Source organism: Pseudomonas sp. R3-18-08 (genome assembly GCF_003852065.1).
Taxonomy (GTDB): Bacteria; Pseudomonadota; Gammaproteobacteria; order Pseudomonadales; family Pseudomonadaceae; genus Aquipseudomonas.
The window spans coordinates 390,649-406,706 of record NZ_CP027729.1; the positions used below are offsets into that span (position 1 = coordinate 390,649).

General features: G+C 59.1%; 24 protein-coding genes. 16 read left to right on the top strand and 8 right to left on the bottom strand.

What is annotated here, in order from left to right:
• Positions 1–13 precede the first annotated feature (13 nt).
• From C4J92_RS01700 to C4J92_RS01720, 5 genes are all read right to left on the bottom strand, one after another.
• Positions 14–2,707 carry a toprim domain-containing protein gene (locus C4J92_RS01700; protein WP_124402760.1) on the bottom strand — a complete coding sequence of 898 codons (2,694 nt, stop codon included), beginning with the start codon at positions 2,705–2,707 and terminating at the stop codon, positions 14–16.
• Positions 2,704–2,943, bottom strand: a complete 240-nt coding sequence (locus tag C4J92_RS01705; protein ID WP_124402761.1) for a hypothetical protein — start codon at positions 2,941–2,943, stop codon at positions 2,704–2,706. The genes C4J92_RS01700 and C4J92_RS01705 overlap by 4 nt, the downstream gene beginning before the upstream one ends.
• 75 nt (positions 2,944–3,018) lie before the next feature.
• Entirely contained in the window at positions 3,019–3,384 is a 366-nt protein-coding gene (locus C4J92_RS01710; RefSeq protein WP_124402762.1) for a hypothetical protein, read from the bottom strand.
• Positions 3,381–3,860 (bottom strand): YmfL family putative regulatory protein, encoded by a 480-nt coding sequence (locus C4J92_RS01715; RefSeq protein ID WP_305955741.1) that lies wholly within the window; start codon positions 3,858–3,860, stop codon positions 3,381–3,383. The genes C4J92_RS01710 and C4J92_RS01715 overlap by 4 nt, the downstream gene beginning before the upstream one ends.
• A gap of 29 nt (positions 3,861–3,889) precedes the next feature.
• Complete coding sequence (locus tag C4J92_RS01720; protein WP_122561409.1) at positions 3,890–4,090, bottom strand: DNA-binding protein; 201 nt, start codon at positions 4,088–4,090, stop codon at positions 3,890–3,892.
• Positions 4,091–4,182: 92 nt separating this feature from the next.
• Between C4J92_RS01720 and C4J92_RS01725 the strand changes: the two genes are divergently transcribed.
• The gene (locus C4J92_RS01725) at positions 4,183–4,530 is read left to right on the top strand and encodes a helix-turn-helix domain-containing protein (protein WP_124405754.1); all 348 of its coding nucleotides are present in this window, start codon (positions 4,183–4,185) and stop codon (positions 4,528–4,530) included.
• A 102-nt stretch (positions 4,531–4,632) separates the two neighbouring features.
• Entirely contained in the window at positions 4,633–4,809 is a 177-nt protein-coding gene (locus tag C4J92_RS26900) for a hypothetical protein (protein WP_164487511.1), read from the top strand.
• Positions 4,810–4,893: 84 nt separating this feature from the next.
• Here C4J92_RS26900 and C4J92_RS01730 read toward each other — a convergent pair whose 3' ends face one another.
• From C4J92_RS01730 to C4J92_RS01740, 3 genes are all read right to left on the bottom strand, one after another.
• On the bottom strand, positions 4,894–5,142 hold the full coding sequence (locus C4J92_RS01730) for an ogr/Delta-like zinc finger family protein (RefSeq protein WP_071483122.1): 249 nt from the start codon (positions 5,140–5,142) through the stop codon (positions 4,894–4,896).
• Positions 5,143–5,206: 64 nt separating this feature from the next.
• A complete protein-coding gene (locus C4J92_RS01735; RefSeq protein WP_164487556.1) occupies positions 5,207–6,085 on the bottom strand; it encodes a phage portal protein in 879 nt (292 codons plus the stop codon).
• Entirely contained in the window at positions 5,997–8,063 is a 2,067-nt protein-coding gene (locus C4J92_RS01740; RefSeq protein WP_124402764.1) for a terminase large subunit domain-containing protein, read from the bottom strand. The genes C4J92_RS01735 and C4J92_RS01740 overlap by 89 nt, the downstream gene beginning before the upstream one ends.
• Before the next feature lie 163 nt (positions 8,064–8,226).
• Here C4J92_RS01740 and C4J92_RS01745 point away from each other — a divergent pair, with 163 nt between their 5' ends.
• The 14 genes from C4J92_RS01745 to C4J92_RS27380 all read left to right on the top strand — a co-directional run bounded on the left by C4J92_RS01745 (position 8,227) and on the right by C4J92_RS27380 (position 16,056).
• Positions 8,227–9,144: a GPO family capsid scaffolding protein gene (locus C4J92_RS01745; RefSeq protein WP_124402765.1), complete on the top strand. Its 918-nt coding sequence runs from the start codon at positions 8,227–8,229 to the stop codon at positions 9,142–9,144.
• 1 nt (position 9,145) lies between these two features.
• Positions 9,146–10,168: a phage major capsid protein, P2 family gene (locus C4J92_RS01750; RefSeq protein ID WP_124402766.1), complete on the top strand. Its 1,023-nt coding sequence runs from the start codon at positions 9,146–9,148 to the stop codon at positions 10,166–10,168.
• Positions 10,165–10,893, top strand: a complete 729-nt coding sequence (gene gpM, locus C4J92_RS01755; RefSeq protein ID WP_124402767.1) for a phage terminase small subunit — start codon at positions 10,165–10,167, stop codon at positions 10,891–10,893. The genes C4J92_RS01750 and gpM overlap by 4 nt, the downstream gene beginning before the upstream one ends.
• Before the next feature lie 97 nt (positions 10,894–10,990).
• Positions 10,991–11,461, top strand: coding sequence for a head completion/stabilization protein (locus tag C4J92_RS01760; protein ID WP_124366056.1), 471 nt, complete (start codon positions 10,991–10,993; stop codon positions 11,459–11,461).
• Positions 11,458–11,907: a phage tail protein gene (locus tag C4J92_RS01765; protein WP_124402768.1), complete on the top strand. Its 450-nt coding sequence runs from the start codon at positions 11,458–11,460 to the stop codon at positions 11,905–11,907. The genes C4J92_RS01760 and C4J92_RS01765 overlap by 4 nt, the downstream gene beginning before the upstream one ends.
• Positions 11,897–12,577, top strand: coding sequence for a virion morphogenesis protein (locus tag C4J92_RS01770; RefSeq protein WP_124402769.1), 681 nt, complete (start codon positions 11,897–11,899; stop codon positions 12,575–12,577). The genes C4J92_RS01765 and C4J92_RS01770 overlap by 11 nt, the downstream gene beginning before the upstream one ends.
• A gap of 11 nt (positions 12,578–12,588) precedes the next feature.
• Positions 12,589–13,710 carry a DUF2586 domain-containing protein gene (locus C4J92_RS01775; RefSeq protein WP_124402770.1) on the top strand — a complete coding sequence of 374 codons (1,122 nt, stop codon included), beginning with the start codon at positions 12,589–12,591 and terminating at the stop codon, positions 13,708–13,710.
• 6 nt (positions 13,711–13,716) lie between these two features.
• The gene (locus C4J92_RS01780) at positions 13,717–14,166 is read left to right on the top strand and encodes a phage protein (protein ID WP_032895736.1); all 450 of its coding nucleotides are present in this window, start codon (positions 13,717–13,719) and stop codon (positions 14,164–14,166) included.
• Positions 14,166–14,384 carry a TraR/DksA family transcriptional regulator gene (locus tag C4J92_RS01785; protein ID WP_003235240.1) on the top strand — a complete coding sequence of 73 codons (219 nt, stop codon included), beginning with the start codon at positions 14,166–14,168 and terminating at the stop codon, positions 14,382–14,384. The genes C4J92_RS01780 and C4J92_RS01785 overlap by 1 nt, the downstream gene beginning before the upstream one ends.
• Entirely contained in the window at positions 14,381–14,587 is a 207-nt protein-coding gene (locus tag C4J92_RS01790; protein WP_057701077.1) for a hypothetical protein, read from the top strand. The genes C4J92_RS01785 and C4J92_RS01790 overlap by 4 nt, the downstream gene beginning before the upstream one ends.
• A complete protein-coding gene (locus C4J92_RS01795) occupies positions 14,584–15,117 on the top strand; it encodes a lysozyme (RefSeq protein WP_124402771.1) in 534 nt (177 codons plus the stop codon). Before C4J92_RS01790 ends, C4J92_RS01795 begins: the two co-directional genes overlap by 4 nt.
• Entirely contained in the window at positions 15,117–15,569 is a 453-nt protein-coding gene (locus C4J92_RS01800) for a lysis system i-spanin subunit Rz (protein WP_124402772.1), read from the top strand. The genes C4J92_RS01795 and C4J92_RS01800 overlap by 1 nt, the downstream gene beginning before the upstream one ends.
• A gap of 35 nt (positions 15,570–15,604) precedes the next feature.
• Positions 15,605–15,892 carry a putative phage tail assembly chaperone gene (locus C4J92_RS01805; protein ID WP_124402773.1) on the top strand — a complete coding sequence of 96 codons (288 nt, stop codon included), beginning with the start codon at positions 15,605–15,607 and terminating at the stop codon, positions 15,890–15,892.
• A 20-nt stretch (positions 15,893–15,912) separates the two neighbouring features.
• Positions 15,913–16,056: a hypothetical protein gene (locus tag C4J92_RS27380; RefSeq protein ID WP_032872601.1), complete on the top strand. Its 144-nt coding sequence runs from the start codon at positions 15,913–15,915 to the stop codon at positions 16,054–16,056.
• Positions 16,057–16,058: the final 2 nt, after the last annotated feature.

The window sequence follows — 16,058 nt, forward strand, 5'->3', positions numbered from 1 at the left end:
TCGGTCACTACGGTTAAGCACTCTGGAACATCCAGCAGCGCACGGTTTTTGCTTTGTCGAAGGCGTCGCGCATCCGTGCCGAGCAAACGGTGCGATTGGTCTCGATGAACTTGGGGCACTTACTGGTCTTGAGGTGGCGTTTGAGTTCGGTCAAATCCGGGACCTTCTGCCGTTTATTCGCTGCCATTTCCGCGAATTCGTTCAGGTTGACGGCGATCAGGCCGTCAGTTCTGGAGTGGTTGAGATCCCCTTCAGGCCCGTTGAGGTAGTCGAACAATTCCCAAAATTCCACAACGACGGAATGGTCGGCGTTGATGGCCAGCTGGCGATCCTTGGCCATGGTCTGGATCTCGGCATGGGCCGCGTCCACCTGGTTCTTTTTCAGCGGGACCACATGCACCAGGGCGTCGACCAGGGCGTGCAGTTGGGCATGATTCTTTGCGATCCGTACCGTGCGAATTTCGGGTAGGGCGAGCAGCTGCTGTTCGTACTTGGGACCCTTTTCTCGCACGGTTTCCATCACCGCGCTTTCCATCATGGTGGACTTCACTAGGAAGCCGCTGACGCGATCGACCGGCATGCGCTCCAGTTTTTCCACCAACAGTTTGGTCTGAGGTGTCTGGCCTTCTTTCGTCATTGCGATATGCACAAGCCGCTGCAGGATGGGTTCTGACGCGTTGACAGCGTGGTTTTGACCAATGACCACGGCCGCACGGAAAGGTGGTTCCCGTGTGTCGTTACCGTTGTTCTTCACGCCAGTGGAACGGACGCTGCGCCCGTTGTAAGCGGTTTTCAGTTCGTCCCAGTCGTACTGCCTGGTCTGGCTGCCGTCGGTCTTTTCCCGCTCGGATTCAATCAGTACCACCGGCAGATTGGCCACCTGGGCGAAGTTACGAGCCCGGGCTACCGGTGTGCCCTTGGTTGGGTCGAAGCCCTCGTAATCGCTCCGGCCGCACAGCTTCCAGAGAAATTCAATCAAGGTAGATTTGCCGGCACCTGGTTCGCCGATAATCTCCATGAACGGGTAACTTTTCTGGTGTTGCCGGATTTGCTCGGCAAACAGAGAGCCAAACCAGAACGCGAGCGCTACCAGGCCCTTGGCGCCGAAGCACTCCCATATGATTTCAAGCCATTCAGTCTCAAACTTCTGCAGGTCGGTGTTTAGGTTGAGGATCACGGACTGGCTCAAGGTCTTGATGCTGAGCCGGTCCATATCGAAAAAGTCTTCCTCGTTGAGCTTGAACACCTTCCCGTCGCGCACCGCGACGTCACCGTAGACGTATGCCCCGTGTTCACGGGTATACCCGGTGAAATCAATGGTCTGCACGGTTTTCAGAGCGTCAGTTTGTTCCTCAATGAAGGCATCCAATTGTTGCGTGGTGCCGGTGAACATCCCGCCCGGGGCGATGCCGAGTAAGCGTTTCTTAAACTCTGCAGACGATGAAATCTGAGAGCTGGTGAAGGTGTTCTTAATAGGCGCGGCGTCGTGCGCAAAGGTGATGCGGAAGTAATACCAGGACTCGTCGGTGAGCTTGTTTTCTTGGTAGTACAGAGCCTTGGGATTGCACGTAGCGATACGCTGCAGGGCGCCGCACTGCTGCATGGCCTTGGCTCGCATCTGCTTATTGTTCAGTTGCTGGTCGTCGTGGTGTTCGCTGTCCTCAAGTTCCTGGATTGCCTTGTTGTACTTCTCTAGGTCGAGCTTGAACCAGTACAGGCGGTTGCCGAACTCCAAGTGGAATTCGCTACGGCGCTTCCAATCGAACATCACCAAGGCCTTCTCGGTGGCGTTGTCGGCAATCAGCAGCGCGCCGTGGTGGCGGGCTGTGGTGATGTCCTTGTCAAACTGAGCATCGCGCTTAGCGCCCTCGTCCAGGAACTGCCAGCGCTGGTGCAGATCGTTCCAGTCGACCTTCCGGTTGTCCCGCTGCGGGATTTGTGCAGCTTCGCAAGTGAAGCCCAGTTCACGCGCCATACGCACCCACCGCTTTGTATAGGCGTGTGCACCTGGCTCGTTGTCCAAGGCCCACACCAGCTTCGGCAAGTTGCCTGGACGCGCTGCCACGATCGCCTGCAGCGAGTCGGCCGGGAAGGCGTTCGAAGACATAGCCGATACGGCAGCAATATTGTGATGGACCAGGGCGATGGCATCGAATATGCCTTCAACGATCCAGATTTCTTTCGCTTCCAGGACGTCGACGCACGGCGGGCACCACCACGTGCCCCGGTAGCTTTCACCTGGTGCGAACCGGGCTTTCATCTTTCCGAAGCGGGCCGGTTTGTCGATCAGGCGTTCCCAGTAGCCGCCTTTCTCCAGAGCGAAACGAACCGTGGCGCTGCCGGCGTTGTGCTGCCCTGAATAGTGGGAGTCCTGGGTGAACCAGCCGGCGATCAACTCGATGTTGAATCCACGCCCAAACTCCAGATAGGCGCGAGCTGTGGCCGTGGGGGCGTTGTCCGTCGCCGGCGCACGCTTGCTCCAGTCTTCAAACAGATCGTTGTAGATTTCTTTGACGTGCAGGGTGTGGCCGCATTTCTCAGACCGGCCGCAGATCACCAGCCAGGGTTTGTCATGACGCGAATACAGCTCACGCTTGTGGCACTTAGGGCACTCACCACCGCGCATGTAATCGGTATCTTTACGATGTTTCAGGCCGTAGTCGGATTCCAGGCGCTGCAGGACGTCGTGCCGAAGATCTTCTTTCATGATTGCTTCACTGCTTTAAGGCTTTGGGACAGGGCTGCCATGAGGCGTTTTTGCGCTGCCATTACCGGGACATGGGCGAGGATTGCGCCGTGGCGAAGACCGTCCGCTACAAAGCGAAATTGGTCGTCGTACCAATGTTCATTGAGGCTCAAACGGTACTGTTCACGCAGCGCGGCCAGCAACGCTTCGGCCTCGGCCGGGGGCAGTTGAGCGGTGACAATTACGGCGTTTACCATCAGGAAACCTCGATTTCGGGCGCAGCTCACCCAAACCCACGAGACGTGGGGCCGGCGTTTGGTTTGGGTTGGGAGTTACGAGTGCGCGGAGCGCAGACGGACGTTATCCGGGGTGTTCAGTACGCGCTGATAGATCAGGCTGACAGGCACGGACCAGCAATGCCCTTTAACTGGATCGCGGATAACCACAACGGTCTCGGTGCTGTGGTCCAAGATGAGGCGCTGACGGAAAGCGATTTCCATTAGCTCGATGTGGGCGAGGGAGGTCAGTCTGGTTGCAACCGATTCGCCCACGTCGAAGCTGGTCACCAGGTGGTTGATGGCGCGGTTAAGAAGCGCCGACAGGTCACCCAGGTGCTCGGCTTGATGGCGCTCAAGGAAAGCCAGCGCGGCGTTCTGCATGCATTCCTGATAGTCCAGGGCATTAGTTTGGGTGGTCATTTGGCTTTCCCCGATTTGGCGCGGTAAAGATCGATCGCGGCATACACTTCGGCGGTGCGTGCGGCCATGTGCAAGGTATGGGCGTTCTGGATCAACTCGGCTTCTACGTCGGTGATCACGCCGTCATCAAGGGCCTGGGCAATGATCTGGTCGACCGTCCCTTGTTTGGCTGAACTCTGCATGGCCCGTGTGTACATCTCCACGTTATCCAGCCTGTCCGGGTGGACGACTGGGACGAACATGCCGCCGTACATTGCCGCAACATAGTTGGGCAAGTGGTGGGTGCCAGTGACCTGCTCCAGTTGGAAGATCTGCGCATCGGTCAAAGGGCGGCAGCTGTTGTTCTCATAAGCATGGTTATCAAACTTCTTGAGCGGCAGGCCGATCCGGGCGGCGGCACATTCGCGGCCACCGGAGTAGCTGCAAATGATTGCGCTGACCACTTCCCGCCGCGTTTTTAGAACTCGACTTTTCATTTTCTGCTGTTCCTTCAGTACCGTGGCCATTACTGTGCAATCACGCCGTCTTTGATCCCCAGCAACACGGCGGCGCGATGTGCCTCCCCCCGGCGACCTTTGATCCGACCGTTCAACAGGTCGCTGACTAAATTTTTATTCAAATCATGTTTGCGGCAGAACTCCGCAATGCTCACTCCCTTGTGATCAAGAGCGGCGCGGGCTTGCTCGGGCGTAATGGTGGCGGGCATCATGTGTACTCTGTTTGTTTGTGGTTAATTCTGTTGGTCTGTGGTGATTCTTGGTCAAATATTTGATCAGGTCAAGCGTGGTGAATAAAAAAATGCTCATAGCTGACGGAGTAGGTGAACGCCTAAGGGAAGAGCGCGAGCGCTTAGGTTTGAATCAAACGGATTTTGGAACCCTTCTTGGAGTCAGTCGCGGAACTCAGAAAAATTATGAATTAGGCTCCAATACGCTGGACCTGCGCTATGTGGCCTCGTTGATGGAACACAACGTTGATGCGGGTTACGTGCTTTCTGGTCATCGCTCGCCACCACCTGGTCAGGGGCTTGACCCTGTCGAAGCGGACCTGGTCGAACAGTTCCGACGTCTACCTTTGGATGATCAAAAAACTATCCGAAGAATCATCAAGTCGATGGCCGCTGAGGCGGACGGGGCGACAAATTAAGCTGTAACAATTTGTGTCGATTAATCAAAACAACCACAGAGGAAAATGCCGAGACTGTCCGATACCGTCGATTCAGCAAAATGCATAAACGGAGCAGTACGCATGTTGGATCGCACAAAATTGGAAAGCAGTTATCGCGAGTCGGTAGGCCTTGAATGGCTTGAGCTGACGGATCTAGAGATTCGACTTATCACGCTCTACCGGCAAATCCCTGAAAAAGACCGCAGACAAGTTCGGCGTATCGCTGGTTATCTTGCAGAGCCAACCGAAGTTGAGTAGCCAACCGGCTCAAGGTTTTGGAGTTGTCTAACCTATAATCGAACGCAGACGCCGGACGATAACGGCCGGCGTTTCCAGGCCTCATCAAGCTGCTCCAAGCTGATCAAATAGCTCTCGCTGCTTGGCTCTCGGCATATCCCTCAAACGATCAAACAGCATTCTTTCGTAGGATTGAGCGGAAGGGCTGAGCGTGTGTGAAAACGTCAGATTCGCTACCCATGTGTGCCCGCACGTTGCGTCGAGGCACTGGCAATAGAGCTTGGCAAAATCCCGAGATAGTTCTTCGCGTGAAGCAATCCGACCCTTGTTTCCGCATTTGCATACAACTCTCATGTGTCCCTCCCCAGGGCAGCCAATAGCCACTATTTTGCCACACTTTGTAGTGGCAATAGCTGCTTCAAGACATTTGCCCAGTGTTATCGACTGGTGTTTTGGTTTCTTGCCAGGATATTTTCCTGTCGCGTCGCAGCGTGTCGTTCAGCTGGCTGAATAGCTGGCAAATCGGCTTGATTTCATTGCTGGTGTACACACGATCGATCTTCTCGATATCCCCAAACCCCCCGCTGTTTTCCGGGATGATCCCGGCCAGGGCAGGGTTCATTCGCCAGGCGGCAATCACATCGTTACGAGTGATGTTCTTCACCTTCTCCAGCTCGTCCTTGGCCTGGAAGTCCCCCACGGGGATGATCTGGATCGCGTTTTCCTTGCCGTTGGGGATGTTGACGAACATCGAGCGGAAGTTGCCCACGCCCTTGCTGGCGCTGATCTGGGCGCGAAGGTTCTCTTCGTCTTCCTCGGTAAGGTCCGGGTCGTTGGTGTAGAAGATGTAGCCCGCGTGCGCGCCGTTGCTGTAGTAGCGCCGGCGAAACAGGGTCGCGGCTTCGTTGAGCAGCAGCGCCTGCAGGCCGCCCAGATAGTCGGGTACGCCGTAGATGTTCTGTTCTACGTCATAGTCCAGGACGTGTTCGATTTCGTCCTGGTGGAAGTCCATGTACTTGCTGTCGGGCAAAAGCATCCTGAACCCGCCGTCGACCTTCACCCGCATGTTGATGGCGGGTAGGTGCTGCATCTCCAGTACTTCCCCGAAGGCGTTGGTATCGCGATAGAAATACGCCTCGCCGAACACCATGTAATCCAGGCTCGCCCGGCCCATGGTCTGCGTGCTGCAGCCCTCGGACGGGATGAATTCACGCAACAGCAGGTTGCGCTTGAACTTGGGAATGGCGCCGTGGTGCGCATTGGCGCGCAGCAGCTTGGCCAGGCCCGCCCGTGACACCGGCGGCTTGTAGATTTCGCCGTCGTCGCTGAGGAACACCCCCAGGTACTCGCCGATGTTGCCGGACAGCACCTGTTCGGGCTCCCCGAAGGTGAACGCCCTCATGGGCTGCGGCTGTCGCGCCTGTTGGCTGATTTGGGGCTTTTTGTGTCGTGGCTTGGGCATTGGTTCCGCTCGTGACATAGCGGCTACGGCGCCGCTTGTTGGTGTTGAGGGGTTCATTGAACAGGGCGTGCATGATCGACCAGGCGATATCGGCGTGGCCGGTAGCGTCGGTGCGCGAAGCGCTGTAGGTCACTTGGCCGCTAGTGGTGGTGCCGCGCTTGATGGTCAGGAACGCCTGGGCGATGTCGGTCCAACCGGCGTCCCATTCGATGCGACTGCCCTGGATCGTGTCCTGGGCCTTGAGTACCAGCAGGTTCTTGGTCTCAAGGCTGTAATGGATCGGCGTGGCTTTAGGGTAGAAGTCGCGCACCAGGTCGAACACGCCATAGCCGACGCCGGTGATATCGATACCGATGTGTTGGACGTTGAAGCGCTCGGTAAGCTTTTTGACCTGGGCAGCCTGGTAATTGAATGAGTGCCCCCGCCAGCTGTGTTTCTCCAGGATGCGGAACTTCGCCCCGGGTTCCAGCGGCGGAGCGACCACCACACAGGTGGCGTCGTCGCGGGTGCGGCTCGGGTCATACCCAAGCCACACCGGGCTGTTGCCAAATGGTCGGTCCAGTTCCGGGTTGTAGTCTTCCCACAACAAAAGGTCGGAATAGCAGCGCTCCAAGTCTTTGAGGCCGAATGCGCTTTGGCTGCTGTCGATAAATTTGCACATGAACAGTTGCTGGAACTTGTCGTCCTCATACTCCAACTGCAGTTGTTCCAGGTTGAACAAGTTGCAGCCGCCGGCAAGTGCATCCAGGACAGTGATGATCTTGCGCCAGTGCCCGTCAGGACAAAGTGCGCCGGCTGCGATCTGTTCGTCACTGGGCCAAGGTTTTTTGGCGTCTTTGTGCTTACCGTTACGGAATTTCTCCCCGGTCCAGAACGGGTACGCCTGGTGTGACACAGCGCTGGGCGTTGAAAAATAGGTTTTGCGCCATTTGAAGTGGGTGCCCATGGCACTGGCAGTGTTGTTCAACTTCTCGAAGTCGCGGATCCAGAAGTATTCATCGACGTAGACGTGGCCGTGATAGCCCTGAGCGGTAGCACCGTTGGTACTGAGAAAGCGCAGCTCGGCCCAGGGCTTGCCGTCTTTGCTGAGCACTATCGGGTTGCCGGTCAGCTCCAAGCCGAACCACTCCTGGGCAAAGGCGATGATGTAGCTTCGGAAAATTTCGGACTGGGCACGACTCGCAGACAGAAAGACCTGGTTGTCACCGGTAAGCACCGCATCCATGAAGGCTTCGCCAGCAAAGTAGTAGGTGAGGCCGACCTGGCGGCTTTTCAGGACGTTGCGGATCCGCATCGTTAGCGGATTCTGTTTGGCGGCGAACAGCTCCTTCTGATAGTCGTACATCTTGCTGATGAACTTATCCAGAAAGTCGACTTCGGTCAGTTCGCTGACGTCGTTCTTTACCTTCTTTTCCTTTCTCCTGCCGCCACCCTCGCCACGGCTGGAGCGTTCGCCACGCGATTGCTTACGCGATTCCTGGGGCTCGCCAAGGTCGCCGCCGTTCGATGCTGCCACCGGTGCGGGCTTGGCCGCTTGTTTCAGCAGGCGTTCGCGAACGGCGGTCAGTCGGTCCAGTTCGTTGAGGTCGTCTTTGGATAGGCTGCCGGCCTTGTCCAGAAGCAGGGTGATCCGCCGGCCGACGGCCGTCAGCGGTTCTTCGTCCGACAGCATGTCCTCCCAACCGCCCTGGCGGATCCAGTAGTAAACGATCCGGATGTTGGGCAGGTTGAGCTGCGCCTGAATTTCCTTGGCCTTACAGCGGCGCAGAAACAGGCGTTTGGCGGCTTCTTTAACTTCGGTCGAGTAGTACATGGGCCGCAGTCTATGCGGCGAAAACGCTGGAAACGCGGGGTTAAATTCCGTGATCCGCCTATATCTCGAATATAGGAGAAACGCGCATTTGAACCGTTTGTTTGAGGGCTGACGGCTCCCTATCTTGGCGGCTCATTCAACCGATTGAGCGCAGTCAACGCCCATGCCCCGTTCCCTTGTTTCGTTCTGGAAACGTGTCGCCACCAGCGGCATAACCGCCGATGGTCGCGAGATCCTTCCCCAGGAACTGCGCGATATCGCTGAAACCTACAAACCGTCGAAATACACGGCTGTTATCTGGTGTGAGCACCAACGTTCGGAAGGTTCCTTCGGCACCGTATACGCGGTCCGGCTGGTTGAGGAGGGCGACGACCTAGAGGAAGGGCAAATTGCCCTGGAGGCCCAGCTCAAGCCCAACGACCGGCTGCTGTACCTGAATGACCAAGGGCAGAAGCTGTTCACCAGCATTGAGATTTGGCCGAATTTTGCAGGTAGTGGCAAATCCTACCTGACCGGCCTTGCGGTCACCGACACCCCTTCAAGCCTGGGTACCCAGGAACTCTATTTCTCCCGCCGAACCAACAAAGCCACGTATTACGCCGCTTCCGTTGAACTGGGCACCTTTGAGGAGGAGCCCCAAGGAGAAGTGGGCAAGCTAATCGGTTTGCTCACTGGCTTTTTCAAGCGTTTCGCGGCGGACGCTGAGCCCGCCGAACCCACCACCCCAACTGAGACCAAACCCCCTATGGATGAAGCTACCGCAACGGCCTTAAAAGCCCTGCTGGCTCAACTGCTGATTGTCGCTGCCGGCATTCAGGCCGTGGTTGAGCCCGTCGCCGAAGAGGCTCCCGAGCCAGAGCCAGAGCCGATTGATGACGTGCAAGCTGCCGTCGACGGCATCGTCACTACTGCAGAAGAAGAGCGTGAGTTCAGCCGTAAGGGCGGGGCAACGAATAAGGCACTGTTGGCGAGCATGGCGGCGTTGGAAAAGCGTTTCACAGCGCTGCAAAACACTTCCGCCGGTCGCCAGTTGCCCCGCAACCCAGGCCCGGTAACCACCTCACGACGTAAGGTGCTCTGACATGGCCCAGCCATTAAGCGCCCGTGGCGCCAAACAATATGCCGAGCTGCAGGAAGCGCTTGCCGAAGCGTACGGTGTCGAAAGTTCGGCTCGGATGTTCAGCGTTGACCCGACGATTGCCCAGGAACTGAACGACGCGATCACCGCAAAAGCCGACTTCCTGGAACGCATCAACGTTACCCCGGTCAGCGAGATCAAGGGTGAGAAGGTCTTCATCGGCGTTAACGGTCCGGTCACTGGCCGCACCAACACCAAGACCACCGATCGGGAAGCCAAAGACGCTTCGGCACTGGATAACACCCAATACGAACTGGCTGATACCCAGTCGGACGTGGGCCTTCCATACGCCAAGATCGACGCCTGGGCGAAGTTTCCCGACTTCAAACAGCGCTATTCGGCAGCCGTGCAAAAGCGTATCGCCCAAGACCGGATCGTGATCGGTTTTCACGGCACCCACGCTGCAGCGCAAACCGACCTGGAGAAGTTTCCTAAGCTGCAGGACGTGAACAAAGGCTGGCTGCAGCAACTGCGCGAGCAAGCCCCGCAGCAGGTGCTGAAAGAAGGCGCTACTGCTGGCAAGGTCACGCTGGGCGCCGGTGGTGATTACGCGAACCTGGATGCCCTGGTGCACGACACCAAACAAATGGTGGACGAGATCTTGCGCGAAGACGGCGACCTGGTCGCGATCATCGGCACCGATCTGCTCGCCGCTGACAAGGCCAAGCTGTACACCAAGCAAGGTGACACGCCGACCGAAAAAGAGCGCATTGAAAACGCGCAGGTCATTGCGACCTATGGCGGTCTGCCGGCGTACAGCGTGCCCAACTTCCCGGTCAACGCCGTCTTGGTCACCAGTTGGGACAACCTCTCGATCTACTTCCAGGACACCAGCTGGCGTAAGCAGACGATCGAGAACCCGAAACGCTCCCGTGTTGAGGACTACAACAGCCGCAACGAAGGCTACGTGATCGAGCAGCTGGAAAAGATCGCGTTCACTGAAAACGTTGAGCTGGTGGTCGCGTGAGTCTGGCCCTGGCGCACAAGCGCCGCACCCTGGCCATGGGTAGCTCTGCAGTGGCGGCGCTCGCTGCTTCTGCAGGCTTGGCCTACACCCCAGGCGATGCCCTGAGCAGTCCCGCCAATGCGCGCAAACACTTGCTACTGCAGGAAGCCGCGTTGGATCAGGATCTGGAGCGCCTGAGCGCGATGAAAGGAGCTTTGGCAGGACGCCAGTTGCTCAAGCGCGACGAGCTGCTGCCCAAGTACCAGGAATACGTCCAGCGCTACTGCGAGTCGGGGCTGAACTTCCCCAATCGCGTTGCGGTGCAAGTGATGGTGTGGCTGTTCGACACCGCCCAGTTCGAAGACGCACTGGAGCTGGCCGACTTCCTGATGGAGCAGGGCCAAAAGATGCCGGAGCGATTCAAGCGCCGCGACATCCAGACCTTTGTTGCTGACGCGATCGCCGACTGGGCCTATGACGAATACAACGCGGGCCGCAGCCCTGAGCCCTACTTATCCGATCTGTTGCCCCGCGTTGACGGCGAATGGGACCTACCTGAGCAGATCCCGAGCCACTACCACAAGTTGATCGGCATGCGCGCTATGGAGGCTGAGCAGTGGGAGACCGCGCTCAAGCATTTGGAACGCTCCACCGAGCTGTACCCGAAAGCCGGCAACGACACCCGCATCAAAAAGGTCCGCAAGGCCTTGGAAAAACAAGCGGCCGCTACCCCGGCCTCCGAATAACCGACTACCCCCCCAGCGGGGACCTGTGGAAGTGAGCCGCCCATTTATGGACCGTCCCACTGAAAACAGGCTCCCCGCCCTATTTGAGCGGCCAGCAATGAGCTTTTCCGGGAAACCTACCGCCCTGGTGGAACACGCGATCGAGAATGACGGTTTCTGGCCAGACCTCTCTGTGTCCGAGTTCCAAAAGGAACAACGCCTGCCGGCGGAGTACCTGGTAGAGCTGCTGGTCGACACACTGAAAAGCGCCATGGTCGAGGTGAACACCGACCTGGCCCGCGTGAAAGCGACGCTGCAGGACGCCGGCGTTTCGAACCTTACCGCAGCGGCAGGTCTGGCAACCCCCGCAGAATGGGCTTACGCCAATAAGGTCGCGCTCTACAAGCGGGCTGTGTATTGCCGTGCCAAGGGACATTCACTGCCGCAGTTCGCCACCGTCACCCGGCGCGAGAGCGCTGAAAACACCGGCAAGGAAGCGCCCGAGCGTGCGGAAACCTTCTTGGCTTTCAGCCAGCAGGCCGTGCGTGCCCTGCAAGGCCGTGGCCGCATCACGGCGGCACTGCTGTGATCCAGCTGCAGGCGCTGACCGCCTACCTAATGGCTCGCAACCTCGTGGCGCCTGAGCTGTTCGACAGCTGGACCGAACAGGTCAGTCTTGAGCTGATATGGAAGCCCGATCGCGACGGCCTGCACATGGCTGACATGCGCTATCGCGCCGTCTTTTCCCTGGAGAGCTTCACCGGTAACCCGGCCAGGCTGATGGCCTTGGTCGGCAGTTGGCTTGAAACCCACGACCCTGACCGCGACCGCCACGAACTGCCGGCGCCGCTGTTTTCGATTGAGCCGCTGGACCCTGACAGCTTCGACGTGGACCTGTCCCTGGAATTCGTCGAACCGCAGTACCTGGCCGAAGACCCTGATGGCGAGATCGAGGCGTTCGGCAAGACCTGGGCGTTCGTCCCGTTCGATCTGTGGGTTGCCGAGCATGGCGAGGTGGGCAGCGATGGCCGCTAACCCGCTCGACCTCGATGTCAGGGGCTTGCTCGATGTCGACGCCCAGTTGGCGTTGCTTGAGCTGCCGCCCCAACTGCGCCGGCGATTGCTGAACAGAGTGACCACTCGTGTGCGGACGATGAGCCGTAAGCGGGTGCGTGAGCAGAAGAACACCGACGGCACCCCGTTTGCTGAGCGCAAGGGCACTGCCAAGGGCAAAAAGAAGATGGAAGCCGGCCTGGCCAAGCTGCTGCAGGTCACCCGCGTCAGTTCGGATGAAGCTGAGCTGGGCTGGAAAAACGCCTTGACCCGTTGGGTCGCCGCGCAGCAGCACAACGGAGTCAGCGAGCGACGTACCGCTGCACAGATGCGCCGCTGGAGCAAAGTCCCCCCAGGCATCGCCTGCACCGACAAACAGGCCAAGCGCCTGCGCCGGTTGGGCTTCCGTGTTCGCCAGAAGGGCAAAAAGGCGCTGGCCAGGCCGTCAGTGGCATGGATTCAAGAACATGTGAACTACGCCAAGGCCGGCTTGCTGATCCGCATTTTGAACGACGAACGAACCGAGTCTACCGGCGCGCAAAGCTGGGATATCACCCTGCCCAAACGCCAGTTCCTCGGTGTGGAAAGCGGAAGCGAAACCCGCGACCTGGTTAACCAGGTGTTCCAACAAATCCTTAATTCACCCCGCTAACGAGGCACAGCATGGCACTTGGCAAAGTCAGCGTTAACAATCTCAATCTGGGCCAAGGCGCCGTGACTGAGATCGAGCGCTATTTTCTCTTCATCGGTCCCGGCCCGAAAAACACCGGCAAATTGATCGCCCTCAACACCGACAGCGATCTGGACACCCAACTGGGCCTACCGGCCAGTGAGCTGAAAACCCAGATCACTGCAGCACGCCTGAATGGTGGCGATCGCTGGGCATGCCTGGCAGCACCGATCGCGCCGGACGGCGACTGGACCAAAGCCCTGGAAATGTCCCAGCAACAGGGCTTTTCCGTCGAGGCGGTGGTTATCACCAAACCGGTGGCCACCGGCGCCGAGCTGTCGGCCATGCACGACGCGGCCGTGTCGATGAATGACACCTACGGCCGTCGTGCCTTCGTCATGGCGGCCACGGCCGGCCTGTCGCTGAGCCCATTCCAAAGCTGGGCCGAGTACCTGGTGGCGCAAAAAAAGATCACCGCCGGTGTATCCGCGCCGCGTGTCCTGGTAGTGCCGCAGCTGCACGGTAACGACCTGGGCGTGTTGGCCGGCCGGCTGGCCAATGCGGCCGTCAGCATCGCTGACAGCCCAATGCGCGTGGCCACCGGCGCAGTGCTGGGGCTTGGCGCCGTGCCTGTCGACTCCGAAGGCGTGCCATTGCCGTCCTCGATCCGCGCGGAACTCGACAAGGCGCGTTTCTCCGTCTCCCAGACCTATTCCGATTACCCGGGCGTGTACTGGGGCGACGGCAACATGCTTGATGCACCAGGCAGCGACTACCAGGTCGTGGAGTACCTGCGCCTGGCTGACAAGGCGGCGCGCCAGGTGCGGCCGCTGCTGATTCGCCGCGTGGGCGATCGCCGGTTGAACAGCACCCCTAACAGCATGGCCGTGAACATCAACGCGCTGATGGCCCCTCTGCGCCGCATGGCCAAGTCGGTCAAGTTCGCTGGCGAGGTGTTCCCGGGCGAGATCGAAACGCCCAAAGACGGCGACATCGTGCTGGTTTGGAAGAGCAAAACCGCCGTTGAGGCGTACATCAAGCTCAAGCCTCACAACTGCCCGAAAGACCTCACGGCGAACATTGCCCTGGACCTTTCCAACGACGATTCGGAGTAACCCCCCATGTCACGTATTGGCGGCAAGAACTTTGACGTGAACCTGGGCGATCTGCTGGTCCACGTCGAAAGCTGCACCCTGGATATCACCGACAACAGCAAGACCGCACAAACCCGGGGCGTGCCTGACGGCTACGTCGACGGCGATGTGGCAGCGGCCGGCGAACTGGAGCTGGACTCCACCAACTTCAACCTGCTGATCGAAGCGGCGCGCACTGCCGGCAGTTTTCGCAAGCTCGATGCCTTCGACACAGTGTTTTTCGCCAAAGCCGGCGACGACGAGCTGCGCATTGAGGCCTTCGGCTGCAAGCTGAAAGTTTCCAGCCTGCTGAGCATCGATCCCAAGGGTGGCGAGAAGACCAAGCACAAGGTGCCTTTTGAGGTCACCAGCCCGGACTTTATCCGTATCAACGGCGTGCCGTACCTGGATGCCACCGAGATCGAGGGCATCAGCTGATGGTCTGCCCGTTCGATCGCGCCCAAGCCCTGGAACAACGTCAGCGGGACCAGGCTATCAACGCCCAGTTGGCCCAGGCCCGGCGTGAGTCAGCGGGCCCAAGCCTTACTCACTGCCAGGACTGTGACAACGAGATTCCTGCAGCGCGCCAGGCGCTCGGCGGCAAGACCCGCTGTGTCCCGTGCCAGTCCTTTTTCGAAAAAGGAGTGCAGCGATGAGCACGAATCAGGCTGCCCAGGACACCGCCATCGCACTGGCGAAGGCGTCACCTGCGATCGGTGTAGCGGCAACTGGAGCGACAGGGGCCGTCGACTGGTCGGCTGTCGCCTACATGCTGACTGCCGTTTACATGGTGCTGCAGATCCTGCTGTTGGTTCCCAAGTATCGCCAGATGCTGCGCGACTGGAAGGTGAAGCTATGAGCCTGCGCGGCAAGATCGCCGCCGGCGCCATTGCACTCTGTAGCTCCACGTTGGTGCTGTTCCTGGGCACCTGGGAAGGCGACGGCCAAAACATTGTCTACGCCGACAAGCTGGCCCGTGGCCTGCCCACCGTGTGCAAGGGCATCACCCGTCATACCAGCCCGTATCCGGTGGTTGTGGGTGATTACTGGTCGGACGCCCGGTGCAACGAGGTAGAGCAGTTGGTGATCAGCAAAGGGCAGCTGCAGTTGGCCGACTGCATCACCAACCAGGACGTGGGCCAGAACACCTTCGACGCCTTGAGCAGCCATGGCCACAACTTCGGCAACCCCAGCACCTGCGCCAGTCGCGCCGTGGGCCTGATCAATGCTGGCCGCATCAAAGACGGCTGCCAGGCCCTGGCCTGGGCACCGGATGGCAAAACCCCGGTGTGGGCCTTCGTCACCACCGCCCAGGGCAAGAAGGTGTTTATCCCAGGGCTGCATGCTCGCCGCCTGGCAGAAGCCGCTTTGTGTGAGGCGGGCTTGTGATGCGCGAAGGCATTTTCATCCTGGTGGTGTGCCTGGTGGCTTGGTTCGGCTTCGACCTGCTGGAAGGCCAGCGCGACACAGCCCGTACCGAGCGTGACGCCGCGCTGTTCGAAGCCAGCGGCCTGCGCGAGGCGGCGCGGATTAGCGGCGAGATGCTGGCCGAGCGTGACGCCATAGACCTTCAACGTACCCAGGAACTCAACGATGAACGCATCGAAAACGACGGCCTGCGCCGCGCTGTTGACGCTGGTGATAAGCGGTTGCTCCTCAACGCCACCTGCAGCGCCCCAGCCACCCCAGCGGCCGGCGCCGGCGGCGTGGCTGATGCAGGCACCGCCGAACTCACAGCAGACGCTCGACAGGATTATTTCACCCTCAGAGATCAGCTTGCCCTCAGTCGGCAAATGATCCTGGGCCTGCAGGACCACGTGCGCCGGGTTTGCCTGCGCTGATTCATCCCACTTACGAACCTGAACGGAGCAACACCATGACCGATACACGCGATATCACCCTGGAAGTCGGCGACAAGGAATTCACCTTCGCGCTGACCCCGCAGGACGTGACCAAGTACTTCAACGCCGTGACCCAGACCAACAAGGTCTCGCCGGCCAACAACCTGCTGGTGACCACCGTCAAGCAGGAACAGCGCGCAACCCTCAAGGCCCAGCTGGGCAACCCGGTGCTGGTCATGCAACTGGCCGGCGCGCTCCTCGAGGAGTACGGCCCGGACGTTGAAATCACCGTAAAAAAGCCCTCGATCACGCCGAACGACTGACCGAAAACGGCCTTGGCCAACTGGTGGCCTTGGCCAGCCGCTGGCTACCTGGTGCCGAACCCACCGCCGAGGTGATGGGGACGGCCAAGTGGCTGGAGGACGAGCACTGGCGCCGGATGGAGATCGCCATTGCCAACGGTATTGCCCACGCACTCAACGGATAAAC

Coding starts and splice junctions, on each gene's coding strand:
- C4J92_RS01730 (WP_071483122.1), bottom strand. CDS start 5,142: ATGAGAGTTGTATGCAAATGCGGAAACAAGGGTCGGATTGCTTCACGC.
- C4J92_RS01705 (WP_124402761.1), bottom strand. CDS start 2,943: ATGGTAAACGCCGTAATTGTCACCGCTCAACTGCCCCCGGCCGAGGCC.
- C4J92_RS01720 (WP_122561409.1), bottom strand. CDS start 4,090: ATGCCCGCCACCATTACGCCCGAGCAAGCCCGCGCCGCTCTTGATCAC.
- C4J92_RS01780 (WP_032895736.1), top strand. CDS start 13,717: ATGTCACGTATTGGCGGCAAGAACTTTGACGTGAACCTGGGCGATCTG.
- C4J92_RS01790 (WP_057701077.1), top strand. CDS start 14,381: ATGAGCACGAATCAGGCTGCCCAGGACACCGCCATCGCACTGGCGAAG.
- C4J92_RS01710 (WP_124402762.1), bottom strand. CDS start 3,384: ATGACCACCCAAACTAATGCCCTGGACTATCAGGAATGCATGCAGAAC.
- C4J92_RS01715 (WP_305955741.1), bottom strand. CDS start 3,860: ATGAAAAGTCGAGTTCTAAAAACGCGGCGGGAAGTGGTCAGCGCAATC.
- C4J92_RS01740 (WP_124402764.1), bottom strand. CDS start 8,063: ATGTACTACTCGACCGAAGTTAAAGAAGCCGCCAAACGCCTGTTTCTG.
- C4J92_RS01700 (WP_124402760.1), bottom strand. CDS start 2,707: ATGAAAGAAGATCTTCGGCACGACGTCCTGCAGCGCCTGGAATCCGAC.
- C4J92_RS01805 (WP_124402773.1), top strand. CDS start 15,605: ATGACCGATACACGCGATATCACCCTGGAAGTCGGCGACAAGGAATTC.
- C4J92_RS01725 (WP_124405754.1), top strand. CDS start 4,183: ATGCTCATAGCTGACGGAGTAGGTGAACGCCTAAGGGAAGAGCGCGAG.
- C4J92_RS01770 (WP_124402769.1), top strand. CDS start 11,897: ATGGCCGCTAACCCGCTCGACCTCGATGTCAGGGGCTTGCTCGATGTC.
- C4J92_RS26900 (WP_164487511.1), top strand. CDS start 4,633: ATGTTGGATCGCACAAAATTGGAAAGCAGTTATCGCGAGTCGGTAGGC.
- C4J92_RS01745 (WP_124402765.1), top strand. CDS start 8,227: ATGCCCCGTTCCCTTGTTTCGTTCTGGAAACGTGTCGCCACCAGCGGC.
- C4J92_RS01785 (WP_003235240.1), top strand. CDS start 14,166: ATGGTCTGCCCGTTCGATCGCGCCCAAGCCCTGGAACAACGTCAGCGG.
- C4J92_RS01800 (WP_124402772.1), top strand. CDS start 15,117: ATGCGCGAAGGCATTTTCATCCTGGTGGTGTGCCTGGTGGCTTGGTTC.
- C4J92_RS01750 (WP_124402766.1), top strand. CDS start 9,146: ATGGCCCAGCCATTAAGCGCCCGTGGCGCCAAACAATATGCCGAGCTG.
- C4J92_RS01795 (WP_124402771.1), top strand. CDS start 14,584: ATGAGCCTGCGCGGCAAGATCGCCGCCGGCGCCATTGCACTCTGTAGC.
- C4J92_RS01775 (WP_124402770.1), top strand. CDS start 12,589: ATGGCACTTGGCAAAGTCAGCGTTAACAATCTCAATCTGGGCCAAGGC.
- C4J92_RS01760 (WP_124366056.1), top strand. CDS start 10,991: ATGAGCTTTTCCGGGAAACCTACCGCCCTGGTGGAACACGCGATCGAG.